12 protein-coding genes and 1 pseudogene are annotated in these 16,969 nt (G+C 49.9%); 9 read left to right on the top strand and 4 right to left on the bottom strand.

The genetic code is table 11. The features are described 5' to 3' along the window. Positions 1-55 precede the first annotated feature (55 nt). The 8 genes from lolA (at position 56) to LDB27_RS13755 (ending at position 10,883) form a co-directional block, all read left to right on the top strand. Positions 56-667, top strand: coding sequence for an outer membrane lipoprotein chaperone LolA (lolA, locus tag LDB27_RS13790; RefSeq protein WP_001519746.1), 612 nt, complete (start codon positions 56-58; stop codon positions 665-667). Positions 668-676: 9 nt separating this feature from the next. Next, the gene (gene rarA, locus LDB27_RS13785; protein WP_000067786.1) at positions 677-2,020 is read left to right on the top strand and encodes a replication-associated recombination protein RarA; all 1,344 of its coding nucleotides are present in this window, start codon (positions 677-679) and stop codon (positions 2,018-2,020) included. Positions 2,021-2,278: 258 nt separating this feature from the next. Then, positions 2,279-3,571 (top strand): serine--tRNA ligase, encoded by a 1,293-nt coding sequence (gene serS / locus LDB27_RS13780; protein ID WP_000886698.1) that lies wholly within the window; start codon positions 2,279-2,281, stop codon positions 3,569-3,571. A 237-nt stretch (positions 3,572-3,808) separates the two neighbouring features. Beyond that, positions 3,809-6,253, top strand: a complete 2,445-nt coding sequence (dmsA, locus tag LDB27_RS13775; RefSeq protein ID WP_000850256.1) for a dimethylsulfoxide reductase subunit A — start codon at positions 3,809-3,811, stop codon at positions 6,251-6,253. Between the two features lie 10 nt (positions 6,254-6,263). Continuing rightward, positions 6,264-6,881 carry a dimethylsulfoxide reductase iron-sulfur subunit DmsB gene (gene dmsB, locus LDB27_RS13770; RefSeq protein WP_000213068.1) on the top strand — a complete coding sequence of 206 codons (618 nt, stop codon included), beginning with the start codon at positions 6,264-6,266 and terminating at the stop codon, positions 6,879-6,881. Between the two features lies 1 nt (position 6,882). Next, on the top strand, positions 6,883-7,746 hold the full coding sequence (locus tag LDB27_RS13765; RefSeq protein WP_000534681.1) for a dimethyl sulfoxide reductase anchor subunit family protein: 864 nt from the start codon (positions 6,883-6,885) through the stop codon (positions 7,744-7,746). A 349-nt stretch (positions 7,747-8,095) separates the two neighbouring features. Continuing rightward, positions 8,096-9,244 carry an MFS transporter gene (locus tag LDB27_RS13760; RefSeq protein ID WP_000109271.1) on the top strand — a complete coding sequence of 383 codons (1,149 nt, stop codon included), beginning with the start codon at positions 8,096-8,098 and terminating at the stop codon, positions 9,242-9,244. Positions 9,245-9,461: 217 nt separating this feature from the next. Continuing rightward, positions 9,462-10,883, top strand: a complete 1,422-nt coding sequence (locus LDB27_RS13755; protein ID WP_001134264.1) for an APC family permease — start codon at positions 9,462-9,464, stop codon at positions 10,881-10,883. A gap of 291 nt (positions 10,884-11,174) precedes the next feature. On the opposite strand, the gene pflA is transcribed toward LDB27_RS13755, so the two are convergent. Then, entirely contained in the window at positions 11,175-11,972 is a 798-nt protein-coding gene (gene pflA / locus LDB27_RS13750) for a pyruvate formate lyase 1-activating protein (protein WP_000067928.1), read from the bottom strand. A gap of 118 nt (positions 11,973-12,090) precedes the next feature. Continuing rightward, positions 12,091-12,417 (bottom strand): annotated as a pseudogene (locus LDB27_RS13745) (cytoplasmic protein). A gap of 130 nt (positions 12,418-12,547) precedes the next feature. Here LDB27_RS13745 and sopD2 point away from each other — a divergent pair. Further along, a complete protein-coding gene (sopD2, locus tag LDB27_RS13740) occupies positions 12,548-13,507 on the top strand; it encodes a type III secretion system effector SopD2 (protein ID WP_001145572.1) in 960 nt (319 codons plus the stop codon). Between the two features lie 71 nt (positions 13,508-13,578). On the opposite strand, the gene pflB is transcribed toward sopD2, so the two are convergent. Then, positions 13,579-15,861 carry a formate C-acetyltransferase gene (pflB, locus tag LDB27_RS13735; protein WP_001292803.1) on the bottom strand — a complete coding sequence of 761 codons (2,283 nt, stop codon included), beginning with the start codon at positions 15,859-15,861 and terminating at the stop codon, positions 13,579-13,581. Between the two features lie 59 nt (positions 15,862-15,920). After that, complete coding sequence (gene focA / locus LDB27_RS13730) at positions 15,921-16,778, bottom strand: formate transporter FocA (protein ID WP_000642539.1); 858 nt, start codon at positions 16,776-16,778, stop codon at positions 15,921-15,923. Positions 16,779-16,969 lie beyond the last annotated feature (191 nt).

The following is a 16,969-nucleotide window of genomic DNA, read 5'->3' as shown; positions in this document are numbered from 1 at the left end:
GAATAGAAAGCAAAAGGAGCTCCTGGTCGGGAGTGTCGAAACCTGAGGAATAATGATGAAAAAAATGGCAATCGCCTGTGCATTACTTTCAAGCGTTGTAGCCAGCAGCGTATGGGCTGACGCCGCCAGCTCTCTGAAAAGCCGTCTGGATAAAGTGAGCAGCTTTCATGCCACCTTTACTCAAAAAGTCACCGATGGCAGCGGTGCCGCGGTGCAGGAGGGACAGGGTGATTTATGGGTTAAGCGGCCAAATTTATTCAACTGGCATATGACGCAACCTGACGAGAGTATTCTGGTTTCTGACGGCAAAACGTTATGGTTCTATAACCCGTTTGTAGAACAGGCTACCGCCACGTGGTTGAAAGATGCCACCGGAAATACACCGTTTATGCTGATTGCCCGCAACCAGGCCAGCGACTGGCAGCAGTATAATATTAAGCAGGATGGCGATAATTTTGTGCTGACGCCGAAAGCCAGCAACGGCAATCTGAAACAGTTCACCATCAATGTGGGACGCGACGGGACTATCCACCAGTTTAGCGCCGTAGAACAAGACGATCAGCGTAGCGCCTATCAGCTAAAATCCCAGCAAAACGGCGCTGTTGATCCGTCAAAATTTACGTTTACTCCGCCGCAAGGGGTAACGATAGACGACCAACGTAAGTAGAGGCGATGAGTGAGCAATCTGTCGCTCGATTTTTCTGATAATACGTTTCAACCGCTGGCCGCGCGAATGCGGCCGGAAAATTTAGCGCAGTATATCGGCCAGCAGCATTTGCTGGCCGCAGGTAAGCCGTTGCCTCGCGCTATTGAGGCCGGGCATCTGCACTCCATGATTTTATGGGGGCCGCCAGGGACGGGGAAAACCACGCTCGCTGAAGTGATCGCCCGCTACGCCAGCGCCGATGTCGAGCGTATTTCCGCCGTCACTTCTGGGGTAAAAGAGATTCGCGAAGCTATCGAGCGCGCCCGCCAGAATCGTAATGCCGGTCGCCGTACCATCCTGTTTGTCGATGAAGTGCATCGCTTTAACAAAAGCCAGCAGGACGCCTTTTTACCGCATATCGAAGATGGCACTATCACCTTTATCGGCGCGACCACGGAAAATCCCTCTTTTGAGCTGAACTCGGCGCTCTTGTCGCGAGCGCGGGTCTATTTGCTGAAATCGTTGACCACTGACGATATTGAGCAAGTACTGGACCAGGCGATGCAGGACAAAACGCGTGGTTACGGCGATCAGGATATCGTGTTACCGGATGAGACACGGCGAGCGATTGCTGAGCTGGTCAATGGCGACGCGCGGCGCGCCTTAAATACGCTGGAAATGATGGCCGATATGGCGGAGGCGGATGATAGCGGCAAACGCGTTTTATTGCCCTCCTTGTTGACCGAGATCGCCGGCGAGCGCAGCGCGCGTTTTGATAACAAAGGCGATCGCTTCTACGATCTTATTTCCGCCTTACATAAATCAGTGCGCGGCAGCGCGCCGGATGCCGCCCTCTATTGGTATGCCCGTATCATTACCGCGGGAGGCGATCCGCTGTACGTGGCGCGTCGCTGCCTGGCGATTGCCTCGGAAGATGTGGGTAATGCCGATCCGCGCGCGATGCAGGTCGCTATTGCCGCGTGGGATTGTTTCACCCGCGTTGGTCCGGCTGAAGGCGAAAGGGCGATCGCGCAGGCTATCGTTTATCTCGCCTGCGCGCCGAAGAGCAACGCCGTCTATACCGCCTTTAAGGCTGCGCTGGCCGACGCGCGCGAACGTCCTGATTATGACGTTCCTGTCCATCTGCGTAATGCGCCAACCAAACTGATGAAAGAGATGGGTTATGGCCAGGAGTACCGCTATGCCCACGATGAGCCCAATGCCTATGCTGCGGGTGAAGTGTACTTCCCGCCGGAAATCGCGCAAACGCGCTATTATCATCCGACAAATCGTGGTCTGGAAGGCAAGATTGGCGAAAAGCTCGCCTGGCTGGCTGAACAGGATCAAAATAGCCCCACAAAACGCTACCGCTAGTGTAAACGTTGCGGTAAGGTTATCTCTAAATATGATGCTCCAGGTATCATGGCGTTGATGATGAATCTCGTTATGCCTGATAGCACGTTGCTTATGAGGTCCGCAGGTATAGCGCAATGGATGCGTTGTTGCTGTCGTCGGTCAGGTAAGGCGAAAACGTCGCTATTACGTAAACGTGGTTTACGTTCATCAATACAATCAGAGGCGATCATCAATTGATCGCGTTTCCTTTTATTATTCGATAAGCACAGGATAAGCATGCTCGATCCCAATCTGCTGCGTAATGAGCCAGACGCAGTCGCTGAAAAACTGGCACGCCGGGGCTTTAAGCTGGATGTAGATAAGCTGCGCGCTCTTGAAGAGCGTCGTAAAGTTTTGCAGGTCAACACGGAAAACCTGCAGGCGGAGCGTAATTCTCGATCGAAATCCATCGGCCAGGCGAAAGCGCGCGGGGAAGATATCGAGCCTTTACGCCTGGAAGTGAATAAACTGGGCGAAGAGCTGGATGCGGCGAAAGCCGAGCTGGATACCTTGCTGGCGGAGATCCGCAATATCGCGCTGACCATCCCAAACCTGCCTGCGGATGAAGTGCCGGTAGGTAAAGATGAAAACGACAACGTTGAAGTCAGCCGCTGGGGTACCCCGCGTGAGTTTGATTTTGAAATCCGCGATCACGTCACCTTAGGGGAAATGCACTCCGGCCTCGACTTTGCCGCCGCGGTTAAGCTGACCGGCTCCCGTTTTGTAGTGATGAAAGGACAGATTGCGCGTATGCATCGCGCATTGTCGCAGTTCATGTTGGATCTGCATACGGAACAGCACGGCTATAGCGAAAACTACGTGCCGTATCTGGTTAACCACGACACGCTGTATGGCACCGGTCAACTGCCGAAATTCGCAGGCGATTTGTTCCATACCCGTCCGCTGGAAGAAGAAGCAGACAGCAGCAACTATGCTTTGATCCCGACGGCGGAGGTTCCGCTGACCAATCTGGTACGCGATGAAATCATCGACGAAGATCAGCTGCCAATTAAAATGACGGCGCATACGCCTTGTTTCCGTTCTGAAGCAGGTTCTTATGGTCGTGATACCCGTGGCCTGATTCGTATGCATCAGTTTGACAAAGTGGAAATGGTGCAGATCGTTCGCCCGGAAGATTCTATGGCTGCGTTGGAAGAGATGACCGGTCACGCGGAAAAAGTGCTCCAGCTACTGGGACTGCCGTACCGTAAAATTATTCTGTGCACTGGTGATATGGGCTTCGGCGCCTGCAAAACCTATGACCTCGAAGTCTGGGTTCCGGCGCAGAATACCTACCGCGAGATCTCTTCCTGCTCTAACGTCTGGGACTTCCAGGCGCGTCGTATGCAGGCACGCTGTCGCAGCAAGTCCGACAAAAAGACCCGTCTGGTCCATACCCTGAATGGTTCTGGTCTGGCGGTAGGTCGTACCCTGGTGGCCGTGATGGAAAACTATCAGCAGGCTGATGGTCGCATTGAAGTGCCGGAAGTATTACGTCCGTACATGAACGAACTGGAATATATCGGCTAATCCTCGCTTTCTCTTCTTCTAAAAAGCGCCTTCGGGCGCTTTTTTTATGCCAGTTTGATACCGGACAATAATCCCTACCCTATTAGGGGTAATACTGATTTCGAATGAAGGTCAGTTTTTAACGCTATTTTTCTATTTTTTCGATATATATCAGACTTTATAGCGACGTTATCGCTATATAAAATTCTATACATCGTTTTATTGTTTTTTTTATTGTGAGCAGCAGAGTGAGCCCTTATGAAAACTAAGATCCCTGATGCCGTGCTGGCAGCCGAGGTGAGCCGTCGTGGTTTAGTCAAAACCACCGCGATAGGCGGCCTGGCGATGGCCAGTAGCGCATTTACCCTGCCATTTACCCGCATCGCTAACGCCGCAGAGGCGATAAGCCCGGCGAAAACCGGCGAGAAAGTCGTCTGGAGCGCCTGTACGGTAAACTGTGGCAGCCGTTGTCCGCTACGTATGCATGTTGTGGATGGCGAAATCAAATATGTAGAAACGGATAATACCGGAAACGATGGTTACGATGGCCTGCACCAGGTTCGCGCCTGCCTGCGCGGTCGTTCTATGCGTCGTCGCGTCTATAACCCGGATCGGCTCAAGTATCCGATGAAGCGCGTCGGCGCGCGCGGCGAAGGTAAATTTGAGCGTATTAGCTGGGACGAAGCCTACGATATCATTGCTACCAATATGCAGCGTCTTATCAAAGAGTATGGCAACGAGTCCATTTATCTGAACTATGGCACGGGTACGCTGGGCGGCACTTTGACACGTTCATGGCCGCCAGGAAAAACGCTGGTCGCCCGTCTGATGAACTGCTGCGGCGGTTATCTTAATCACTACGGTGATTACTCTTCCGCGCAAATCGCAGCGGGTCTGAATTACACCTATGGCGGCTGGGCGGATGGCAATAGTCCATCCGACATTGAAAACAGTAAGCTGGTGGTGTTGTTTGGTAATAACCCTGGCGAAACCCGCATGAGCGGGGGCGGTGTAACGTATTATCTTGAACAGGCGCGGCAGAAATCAAACGCGCGGATGATCATTATCGATCCTCGTTACACCGACACCGGCGCCGGTCGCGAAGATGAGTGGATTCCGATTCGTCCAGGTACCGATGCGGCGCTGGTCAATGGTCTGGCATATGTCTTAATCACCGAGAACATGGTCGATCAGCCGTTCCTGGACAAATATTGCGTCGGTTATGACGAAAAAACCTTGCCTGCCAGCGCGCCGAAAAACGGTCACTACAAAGCCTATATTCTGGGCCAGGGTAAAGACGGTATCGCGAAGACGCCGGAGTGGGCGGCGCAAATTACCGGTATCCCGGCGGATCGCATTATTAAGCTGGCGCGAGAAATCGGCAGTGCTAAACCCGCCTATATTTGCCAGGGGTGGGGGCCACAGCGTCATGCTAATGGAGAAATCGCCACGCGCGCCATCTCAATGCTGGCGATCCTGACGGGTAATGTTGGGATTAACGGCGGTAACAGCGGCGCGCGCGAAGGGTCTTATGCCCTGCCATTTGAACGTATGCCCACGTTAGAAAACCCGGTTGAAACCAGCATCTCCATGTTTATGTGGACCGATGCCATTGAACGCGGCCCGGAAATGACGGCGCTGCGTGATGGCGTGCGGGGGAAAGATAAGCTGGACGTGCCGATCAAAATGATCTGGAACTATGCTGGCAACTGTTTGATTAACCAGCACTCTGAGATTAACCGCACCCACGAAATCCTGCAGGATGACAAGAAATGCGAAATGATCGTCGTTATCGACTGTCATATGACATCGTCGGCAAAATACGCCGATATTCTGTTGCCTGATTGCACTGCTTCTGAGCAGATGGACTTTGCGCTGGATGCCTCCTGCGGGAACATGTCTTACGTTATCTTCACTGACCAGGCGATTAAACCGCGCTTCGAGTGTAAGACGATTTATGAGATGACCAGCGAACTGGCGAAACGTCTTGGCGTGGAACAACAGTTTACCGAAGGACGGACGCAAGAAGAGTGGATGCGTCATCTGTACGAACAGTCGCGTAAATCCATTCCGAATCTGCCCACCTTTGAGGAGTTCCGTAAGCAAGGCATCTTCAAACAGCGTGACCCCGAAGGCCACCATGTCGCCTATAAAGACTTCCGCGAAGATCCGCAAGCGAATCCACTTACAACGCCATCGGGCAAGATTGAAATCTATTCACAGGCGTTGGCGGATATCGCCGCCACCTGGGAGTTGCCGGAAGGTGACGTGATCGATCCATTACCGATCTATACGCCAGGTTTTGAAAACTATAACGATCCGCTAACGGATAAATTCCCGCTGCAGTTGACGGGTTTCCACTATAAAGCGCGTGTGCATTCCACTTATGGCAACGTAGACGTACTGAAAGCCGCCTGTCGCCAGGAAATGTGGATTAACCCAATGGATGCGCAGAAACGCGGTATCAACAATGGCGATAAAGTCCGCATCTTCAACGATCGCGGCGAAGTACATATCGAGGCTAAAGTGACGCCGCGCATGATGCCGGGCGTGGTCGCCCTGGGAGAAGGCGCATGGTACGACCCGGATGCAAAACGCGTGGATCAGGGCGGATGTATTAACGTACTGACGACCCAACGTCCTTCTCCGCTGGCGAAGGGGAACCCGTCACATACGAACCTCGTTCAGGTTGAAAAGGCGTAAGGAGTAACCGATGACAACCCAGTATGGATTTTTTATTGATTCCAGCCGTTGCACCGGTTGCAAAACCTGCGAACTGGCCTGCAAGGACTACAAAGATTTGACCCCGGATGTCAGCTTCCGCCGCATTTATGAGTATGCAGGCGGTGACTGGCAGGAAGATAACGGCGTCTGGCACCAGAACGTCTTTGCCTATTATCTCTCTATTTCATGCAACCACTGCGAAGACCCGGCCTGTACCAAAGTCTGCCCGAGCGGCGCGATGCACAAGCGCGATGACGGTTTTGTGGTGGTGAACGAAGAGGTCTGTATCGGTTGCCGCTACTGCCACATGGCCTGCCCGTACGGCGCGCCGCAATACAACGCGGCCAAAGGTCATATGACCAAGTGCGACGGCTGTTATGACCGGGTGGCGGAAGGCAAGAAACCGATCTGCGTCGAATCCTGTCCGCTGCGGGCGCTGGATTTCGGCCCGATAGACGAACTGCGCAAAAAACACGGTGAGCTGGCTGCCGTCGCGCCGTTGCCGCGCGCGCATTTCACGAAGCCGAATATTGTGATTAAACCCAACGCCAACAGCCGCCCGACCGGGGACATCACCGGTTATCTGGCCAATCCGAAGGAGGTATAAGATGGGAAGTGGATGGCATGAATGGCCGTTGATGATCTTCACGGTCTTTGGTCAGTGCGTGGCCGGTGGTTTTATTGTTCTGGCTCTGGCGCTGATGAAGGGCGACCTGCGCGCGGAAACGCAGCAGCGGGTGATCGCCTGTATGTTTGGTCTGTGGGTGCTGATGGGGATTGGCTTTATCGCCTCGATGCTGCATCTGGGCTCGCCGATGCGCGCGTTTAACTCGCTTAACCGCGTAGGTGCTTCCGCACTGAGCAATGAAATTGCCAGCGGCTCGGTGTTTTTTGCGGTCGGCGGGATTGGCTGGCTGCTGGCGGTACTGAAAAAGCTGCCGCCGGCACTGCGCACACTCTGGCTGATTATCACGATGGTACTGGGCGTCGTCTTCGTCTGGATGATGGTACGCGTCTATAACAGCATCGATACAGTACCGACCTGGTATAGCGTCTGGACGCCGCTGGGCTTCTTCCTGACGCTCTTTATGGGGGGGCCGCTACTGGGTTATCTGCTGCTGCGCATCGCGGGCGTGAACGGTTGGGCGATGCGTTTGTTACCTGCGGTGTCGGTGCTGGCGCTGGTGGTTATTGCCATTATGGTGGCCATGCAGGGCGCGGAACTGGCGACGATTCACAGTTCCATTCAGCAGGCGTCTGCTCTGGTACCGGATTATGGTTCGCTGATGGCCTGGCGTATGGTGCTGCTTGCGGCGGCGTTGTGCTGCTGGATTGTGCCACAGTTAAAAGGGTATCAACCTGCGGTACCGTTGCTCTCTGTCGCCTTCATTCTGATGCTGGCGGGGGAATTGATTGGCCGCGGCGTATTCTATGGGCTGCATATGACCGTGGGCATGGCGGTAGCCAGCTAACGCGTTGACGCGTATTCGGCCTGCAGAACGTGCAGGCCGAATACGCCTTTAGCCGCCATCAATTTAAGGGATATAACCGGGGCGGAGAAGGTGCATATAAATCCATAGAGAAGAAAACGAAGCTAAAGGAACCATGAAATTTTTCGACTGAACAAAACGCCGATTTTGCGGGTTAGATCAATAAAAACAAGGGGATGAATTTTTAGCCTTTTAATATATTCACGTACAGAATAAGTAAATCAAATCGATAGTCTCAAAACTTGCGGATCGCCCATGCGGAGCCGATTGACAATGTTTTTGGCGATGGCATGATGCGCATGAAATTTGAACTTCCTCACGGTTTTTATTCATGTCCACCTATACCCGTCCCGTCATGCTTTTGCTGTGCGGGCTACTTTTGTTGACCCTGGCCATTGCGGTACTGAATACGCTTGTGCCGCTGTGGCTTGCTCAGGCAAACCTTCCGACCTGGCAGGTGGGGATGGTCAGCTCGTCTTATTTTACCGGCAATCTGGTCGGGACGTTATTTACCGGGTATTTAATTAAACGCATTGGGTTTAACCGTAGCTATTATCTTGCCTCGCTGATCTTCGCCGCGGGTTGTGTCGGGTTGGGGGTGATGGTGGGGTTCTGGAGCTGGATGAGCTGGCGTTTTATTGCCGGTATCGGCTGCGCTATGATTTGGGTGGTTGTCGAAAGCGCGTTGATGTGCAGCGGAACCTCGCATAATCGCGGGCGCCTGCTGGCTGCCTATATGATGGTCTATTACATGGGGACCTTCCTTGGACAATTATTGGTCAGTAAAGTGTCTGGTGAATTGCTGCACGTCCTTCCCTGGGTGACCGGAATGATTCTGGCGGGAATTCTGCCGCTACTCTTTACCCGGATTGTAAATCAGCAAACACAGGCACGTCATTCCTCTTCTATTAGCGCCATGCTGAAGCTACGCCAGGCGCGTCTTGGCGTGAATGGTTGTATTATTTCCGGCATTGTTCTTGGTTCATTATATGGTCTGATGCCGTTATATCTGAAGCATCAGGGGATGGCTAACGCCAGCATCGGTTTCTGGATGGCGGTACTGGTGAGCGCCGGTATTTTGGGGCAATGGCCAATGGGACGTCTGGCGGACAAATTTGGTCGCTTGCTGGTATTACGCGTACAGGTATTCGTTGTCATACTCGGTAGTATTGCCATGTTAACCCAGGCGGCGATGGCGCCAGCTCTGTTTATTCTGGGGGCGGCGGGTTTTACGCTTTATCCCGTCGCAATGGCCTGGGCCTGTGAAAAAGTCGAACATCACCAGCTTGTGGCAATGAACCAGGCGCTGTTGTTAAGTTATACAGTAGGGAGCCTGTTGGGGCCGTCTTTTGCTGCGATGTTAATGCAGAATTATTCAGATAATCTGCTGTTTATTATGATCGCCAGCGTATCGTTTATTTATCTGCTGATGCTGTTACGTAACGCCGGCCAGACGCCTAATCCTGTCGCCCACATCTAACTGTTCTCTGAATCGTATGCAGGACGTGAGTCTTGCATACTCTTTGTTTATGTTTTACGTAAAATAATTGACCTGCATAATTTTCTTGCTTTACTGAAAAATAAAATGTGCCGAAGGTTATAATTTTGCGCTCCTCTATTTTCTCTCTTCGTCTTTACCGCGCATAATTCCCCGCTTCATTTATAGTAATAGCATTGTGTTCACGAAGGATCACGTTATGCCGAATGTGCAGGAAAAACAGTTGCGATGGTACAACATCGCCCTGATGTCGTTTATTACCGTTTGGGGATTCGGCAATGTTGTCAATAATTATGCTAACCAGGGGTTAGTGGTTGTCTTCTCCTGGGTGTTTATTTTTGCGCTCTATTTTATTCCTTATGCCTTAATCGTGGGGCAACTGGGCTCAACCTTCAAAGAGGGAAAAGGGGGCGTCAGTACCTGGATTAAGCATACGATGGGGCCGGGGTTGGCTTACCTTGCGGCATGGACTTATTGGGTCGTGCATATTCCCTACCTGGCGCAAAAGCCGCAGGCGATACTCATTGCATTGGGATGGGCTTTAAAAGGCGACGGCTCGTTGATAAAAGAATATACCGTCGTTGCCTTGCAGGGGCTGACGCTGGCATTGTTTGTTTTCTTTATGTGGGTTGCTTCCAGGGGGATGAAATCGCTAAAGGTTGTTGGGTCTGTGGCCGGGATTGCCATGTTTATCATGTCAATTTTATATGTTGTGATGGCAGTGACCGCGCCAGCAATTACAAACGTTGAAATTGCGACCACTAACATCACCTGGCAGTCATTTATTCCTCATATCGATTTTACCTATATCACCACCATCTCTATGTTGGTTTTTGCGGTTGGTGGGGCAGAGAAGATCTCGCCTTACGTTAACCAGACGCGGAATCCAGGAAAAGAATTTCCGAAGGGGATGCTCTTTTTAGCCGTCATGGTTGCGGTCTGCGCTATCCTCGGTTCGTTGGCGATGGGAATGATGTTTGATTCCCGGCATATACCTGACGATTTAATGACCAATGGGCAATATTATGCATTCCAGAAATTGGGTGAGTATTACCATATGGGTAATTCATTAATGGTGATTTATGCCATTGCCAATACTCTGGGGCAAATCGCCGCGCTGGTGTTTTCTATTGATGCGCCACTAAAAGTATTGCTGGGTGATGCAGACAGTAAATATATCCCGCAGCGCTTATGTCGTACTAACGCTTCAGGTACGCCAGTTAACGGTTATTTGCTGACATTGGTGTTGGTCGCTATCTTGATTATGTTGCCAACGCTTGGCATCGGCGATATGAACAACCTGTACAAATGGCTGCTTAATCTCAACTCAGTTGTTATGCCGCTGCGCTATCTGTGGGTATTTGTCGCCTTTATTGCTGTCATTCGACTGGCGCAAAAGTACAAACCCGAATATGTGTTTATTCGCAACCGGGCGTTGGCGTTAACTGTGGGAATATGGTGTTTTGCCTTCACCGCGTTTGCCTGCCTTACCGGTATTTTCCCCAAAATGGAGGCGTTCACACCGGAGTGGACATTCCAGCTGACGTTGAACATCGTGACGCCTTTTGTCCTGGTCGGGTTGGGATTAATTTTCCCACTGCTGGCGCGTAGAAACACATAACGACGCTCTTTTCCACGGCGCTCCTGTCAGACGAGCGCCTTTTAAGGTCACAGGTGCCTGGGTTCCAGGCGGAGACCATGGTATTAACAGGCACCGGGTCAGCAATAGTTGTCAGACCTTCAACCCAGCAGCAGATAAGCGACTCTGTATTTAATACCTGGTAAGCGCAATATTGTTAACCAGGCCTGTCTGACGGCGGAGTCGGGTATTTTAGCGGTAAGAGCGTTATCCAGACAGCAAAACGGCTACCGTCACGGGTAGCCGTTTAAAAGCGGATAAGATAGCAGGCGATTAATACATCACTTTATGACCATACTGCTCAAGAATGCCCTTCACACGCTCCATGGTCTCTTTTTTAGGCGGCTTCACGCCATCCAGTTTATATTCTTCGCCCATTGCCACCCATTTATGTTTGCCCAGCTCATGATAGGGCAGCAGTTCGATTTTTTCGACATTCCCCATATCGCGGGTAAACTCACCCAGGCGATGCGCGGAATCATCGTCGTCAGACCAGCCGGGAACGACAACGTAACGGATCCAGACCTTCACATTTTTCTTTGATAAATACTGAGCGAATTCCAGCGTCCGGTGATTAGAGACACCGACCAGATTCTGGTGGATCTCATCATTCATCTGCTTGAGATCGAGCATCACCAGATCGGTAACGTCCAGCAGTTCATCAATCACTGGGTCATAACGGCGCACAAAGCCGTTGGTGTCGAGACAGGTGTGGATACCTTCTTTTTTACAGGCGCGAAACCAGTCGCGTACAAATTCTGCCTGCAAAATGGCCTCGCCGCCGGATGCCGTCACGCCGCCGCCAGAAGCATTCATAAAATGCCGATAGGTCACCACCTCTTTCATTAAGTCTTCAACGGTGATTTCTTTACCGCCATGCGTATCCCATGTGTCGCGGTTATGGCAATACAGGCAGCGCATCAGGCAGCCCTGGAAAAAGGTAATAAAGCGGATGCCTGGGCCATCAACGGTGCCACAGGATTCAAAGGAGTGAATGCGACCAATAACCGGCTTTTTATCAGCAGTTACTGCAACACTTTCATTTGTAATACAATCGGTTAAGTTACTCATATCGCTTCGGCTAGCTCTAAATAACATGGGGTTTATGGACACATTCCGGGCATGTTGAGCACCCTGGTAAGGGGGTTGCATCCTGTAAAAAAGCGGTACTGCGAGCGTAAATTTTGGACTACAGAATGTGTGGCTGTTCCAGAATGTGCTGCAATGGAGCTATTTTACCTCTATTCAGTATAAAATATACGGCAAATCTATGCTGTATAACTTGCACCACCAGAAATTCTGGCTCATTCATCAGCTCGTAACGCCCGAACCGCAATACATACTGCAAGTGTATCATCCATAGCGCCCTGGTTTTGCTGTTTATGATCCGCCTCTTTTTTCAAATGGTTGGCGCCGTTTTGTTGTGGTCAGAACGAAAATAATTCTCAACATAATTCAGATGTGTCCAAAGAACGTTATGCGCTGTCCAGCGCCTGGCGCCGCATTCAACATGCAATCAGGTCTAAATCTGATGTTATTTCTAAAGCCGGACTGATTCAATCTCTTAAATAGAGTGTGGCTTTAATCAAAAAATGAGAGCAACGGATTGAATTTTGCTTTCGCGGTAAATAATCAAAGGAGTTATTATGCCAGTTACGTTAAGTTTTGGTAATCGTCATAACTATGAAGTTAATGCTTCACGGCTAGTCCGTTTGATGAGTTCTGACAAAGAAGAAGCGCTATACATGGGGGTATGGGATAGATTTAAGGACTGCTTCAGAACACACAAAAAAAGAGAGGTGCTGGAGGTATTATATACACTCATCCATGGATGTGAACGTGAAAATCAAGCTGACCTTAATGTTGATACAGTCGGCATGGAGAAGATATATGCCTTTGCACAATTAAAACAATATGCTAATCCATCTCAACAAGACCGCTTTGTTATGCGTTTTGATGTGAGTCAGACACAAGTTTCATTTGAGATTGATGGCAAGGTTATTGATAAATGTAATTTGCATCGTATCCTCAATGTTTCAGAAAACTGTATTTTTAAAGTGATGGAAGAAGATGAAGAAGAGTTGTTTTTTAAAGTATGTATTAAGTATGGAGAAAAAATTGCTTGCTATCCAGAATTATTAGAAAACTTTGCTTTTAAACTTAGGCAGGAAGTTAATGAAGATGATGAAATTAAGGATGAAGTTTATAAGCTTATGCGATCTGGAGAAGATCGAAAAATGGCATGTGTTGAATGGAATGGTACGCTTACTGAGGATGAGATGGATAAACTACGCTGTCTCCAAATGGGGTCTTTTGAGATTTCTACCCAATTTTGTAAAATAGGTTACTGGGAATTAGAGGGAGAAGTCCTGTTTGATATGTTTCATCCAACACTTATCTATCTGCTACATGGATATATGCCGTCATTGTCATGTGATTTTACAGAAGCTAACACCATGCTGTTTTCTGATGTATTAAATAAGGATTATGATGATTATCAAAATAATAAAAGAGAAATTGATGCTATTCTGAGAAGAATATATAGATCACATAATAACACTTTATTTATAAGTAAAAATTCTGGTTGTCGAAATATGCTTTTATAAAAATTAAAAAGGCCCCACTGACATGGAGCCTTTTTTGTACGCTTTTTATAGCGTAATTTCAGTCAAACCCATTACATGGTCTGCGTGAAGGTACGAGTAATAACGTCCTGCTGCTGTTCTTTCGTCAGGGAGTTAAAACGTACTGCGTAACCAGATACACGGATGGTCAGCTGCGGATATTTTTCCGGATGTTCCATCGCGTCCAGCAGCATTTCACGGTTCATGACGTTGACGTTCAGGTGCTGACCGCCTTCGATGGACGCTTCGTGGTGGAAGTAACCATCCATCAGACCTGCCAGGTTAGTCTTACGAACTTCGTCGTCTTTACCCAGTGCGTTCGGAACGATAGAGAAGGTATAAGAAATACCATCTTTCGCGTAAGCAAACGGCAGTTTAGCAACGGAGGTCAGAGAAGCGACAGCGCCTTTCTGGTCACGACCGTGCATCGGGTTAGCACCTGGTCCGAACGGCGCGCCAGCACGACGACCATCCGGGGTGTTACCAGTTTTCTTACCATACACAACGTTAGAAGTGATGGTCAGAACAGACTGCGTCGGGATAGCGCCACGGTAGGTGGTCAGTTTCTGAATTTTCTTCATGAAACGTTCTACCAGGTCAACCGCCATGTCATCTACACGAGCGTCGTTGTTACCAAACTGCGGGTATTCGCCTTCGATTTCGAAGTCGATAGCCAGACCATCTTCGTCACGAATCGGTTTAACTTTCGCATATTTGATGGCAGACAGGGAGTCAGCCGCAACGGACAGGCCTGCGATACCACACGCCATGGTGCGGATAACGTCACGGTCGTGCAACGCCATCAGAGAGGCTTCGTAGCTGTACTTGTCGTGCATGTAGTGGATAACGTTCAGCGCGGTGACATACTGTTTAGCCAGCCAGTCCATGAAGTGATCCATGCGATCCATCACTTCGTCGAAGTTCAGAACATCGCCTTTGATCGGTTCGGATTTCGGACCAACCTGCATTTTCAGTTTTTCATCAACGCCGCCGTTGATTGCGTACAGCATGGTTTTCGCCAGGTTTGCACGCGCACCGAAGAACTGCATTTGTTTACCAACGATCATCGGGCTTACGCAGCATGCGATAGCGTAGTCATCGTTGTTGAAGTCCGGACGCATCAGGTCATCGTTCTCGTACTGCAGAGAAGAGGTGTCGATGGAGACTTTAGCGGCGAATTTCTTGAAGTTCAGCGGCAGTTTTTCAGACCACAGAACGGTGATGTTCGGTTCCGGAGACGGCCCCATGGTGTACAGGGTGTTCAGGAAGCGGAAGCTGTTTTTGGTAACCAGAGTACGGCCATCAACGCCCATACCACCGATAGATTCAGTTGCCCAAATCGGGTCGCCGGAGAACAGTTCATCATATTCAGGAGTACGCAGGAAGCGAACCATACGCAGTTTCATGACCAGGTGGTCAATCATTTCCTGTGCGTCTTGCTCGGTGATTTTGCCTGCTTTCAGGTCACGTTCGATGTACGCATCCAGGAAGGTGGATACACGACCGAAGGACATTGCTGCGCCGTTCTGAGATTTAACCGCAGCCAGGTAACCGAAGTAAGTCCACTGGATTGCTTCCTGAGCGTTAGTCGCCGGGCCAGAGATATCGCAGCCGTATTTAGCCGCCATTTCTTTGATCTGACCCAGAGCGCGGTGCTGTTCAGCGATTTCTTCACGCAGACGGATAGTCGCTTCCAGATTTACGCCGTTTTCCAGATCGGATTGCAGAGACGTAAACTGCGCGAATTTGTCTTTCATCAGGTAGTCGATACCGTACAGCGCTACGCGACGGTAGTCACCGATGATACGGCCACGGCCATACGCATCCGGCAGACCGGTCAGAACGCCAGATTTACGGCAACGCAGGATGTCCGGAGTATAAACGTCGAATACGCCCTGGTTGTGGGTCTTACGGTATTCGGTGAAGATTTTTTTGAGCATTGGGTCCAGCTCGCGATTGTACGCTTTGCAGGAACCTTCAACCATTTTGATGCCGCCGAACGGGATAATCGCACGCTTCAGCGGAGCTTCAGTCTGCAGACCAACAATTTTCTCAAGCGCTTTGTTGATGTAGCCAGCGTCGTGAGAAGTGATGGTGGAAGCAACGGAGGTGTCAAAGTCAACAGGCGCGTGAGTGCGGTTTTCCTGTTTAACGCCTTCCATTACGCTGTCCCACAGCTTGGTGGTCGCGTCAGTAGCGCCAGCCAGGAAGGACTCGTCACCCTCATACGGAGTGTAGTTTTTCTGAATGAAGTCACGGACGTTTACTTCATTCTGCCAGTCACCTTTGGTAAAACCTTCCCAGGCTGTGGCTAACTTTTCATTAAGCTCGGACATGTAACACCTACCTTCTTAAGTGGATTTTTTATTTACTGCGTGTAATGGGCATCAACAGATTAATGATGCTCGTTACCACGCAGGTAAATGACCCAGTATGTCAACCCGACCAACAAACCGCCGCCGATAATATTACCGATCGTGACCGGAATCAGGTTATCAGTGATGAAGCTCATCACGGTCAGGTGAGAAAAACTTTCCGGAGACGAACCGACTGCGGTCCAAAACTCCGGTGTAGCGAAATCGCGTATTACAATACCCATAGGAATCATAAACATGTTTGCGATACTGTGCTCAAAACCGCTGGCGACAAACATGGCGACGGGCAGTACCATGATGAACGCTTTGTCCATCAGGCTACGACCTGAATAGCTCATCCACACGGCCAGACAAACCATCAGGTTCGCCAGAATACCGAGGCAGACAGCTTCAATAAAAGTGTGGTGCATTTTGTGGTCGGCGGTTTGCAGGACGTTAAGTCCCCATTGACCGTTGGCAGTCATATACTCGCCGGAAAGCCACATCAGTAACACGAAAAGCAGAGCGCCAATCAGGTTACCAAAATAGACGTTTAACCAGTTTTTAGCCAGTTGCCCCCAGGTGATGCGACCGCTAGCTTTAGCTACAACGATCAGAACAGTAGAGGTGAAAAGATCAGCGCCGCAAATAACACAGAGAATCAGTCCCAAAGAGAAACAGATACCCCCGATAAGTTTCGCCATGCCATAAGGCATCGCGCCAGTACCGGTTGTCGCAGTAATATAAAAAACAAAGGCAATTGAAATGAATACGCCGGCGGTAATCGCCAGATAGAAAGTCTTAAGCGGATGTTTCGTTGCTTTATAGACGCCTGCTTCTTCAGCCACTTTGGCCATTGCTGCAGGGAGTAAAAGGTCAAAAGGGTTGTCAGCTTTCACACTAACTCTCTCTTTATTAAGTCGGCGACGAGATACTAACAAAGCATTATAGATGAGAATTTGATATAGATCATATCTCGCCTGGCTTATAGGCCCGTAAGTCGCATGGCTTTTATGCAATTACGGTGTAACTTTTTGATTATCCTAATAAAAATAAATTTTAAAAATTATAAATAGAGTTGAATTTTTTC

Origin of the sequence: Salmonella sp. JXY0409-18 (assembly GCF_020268625.1) — a bacterium.
GTDB classification, from domain to species: Bacteria; Pseudomonadota; Gammaproteobacteria; order Enterobacterales; family Enterobacteriaceae; genus Salmonella; species Salmonella enterica.
Note: the sequence above shows the minus strand (reverse complement) of the source record. Positions and strands in the feature narration are given on the sequence as shown.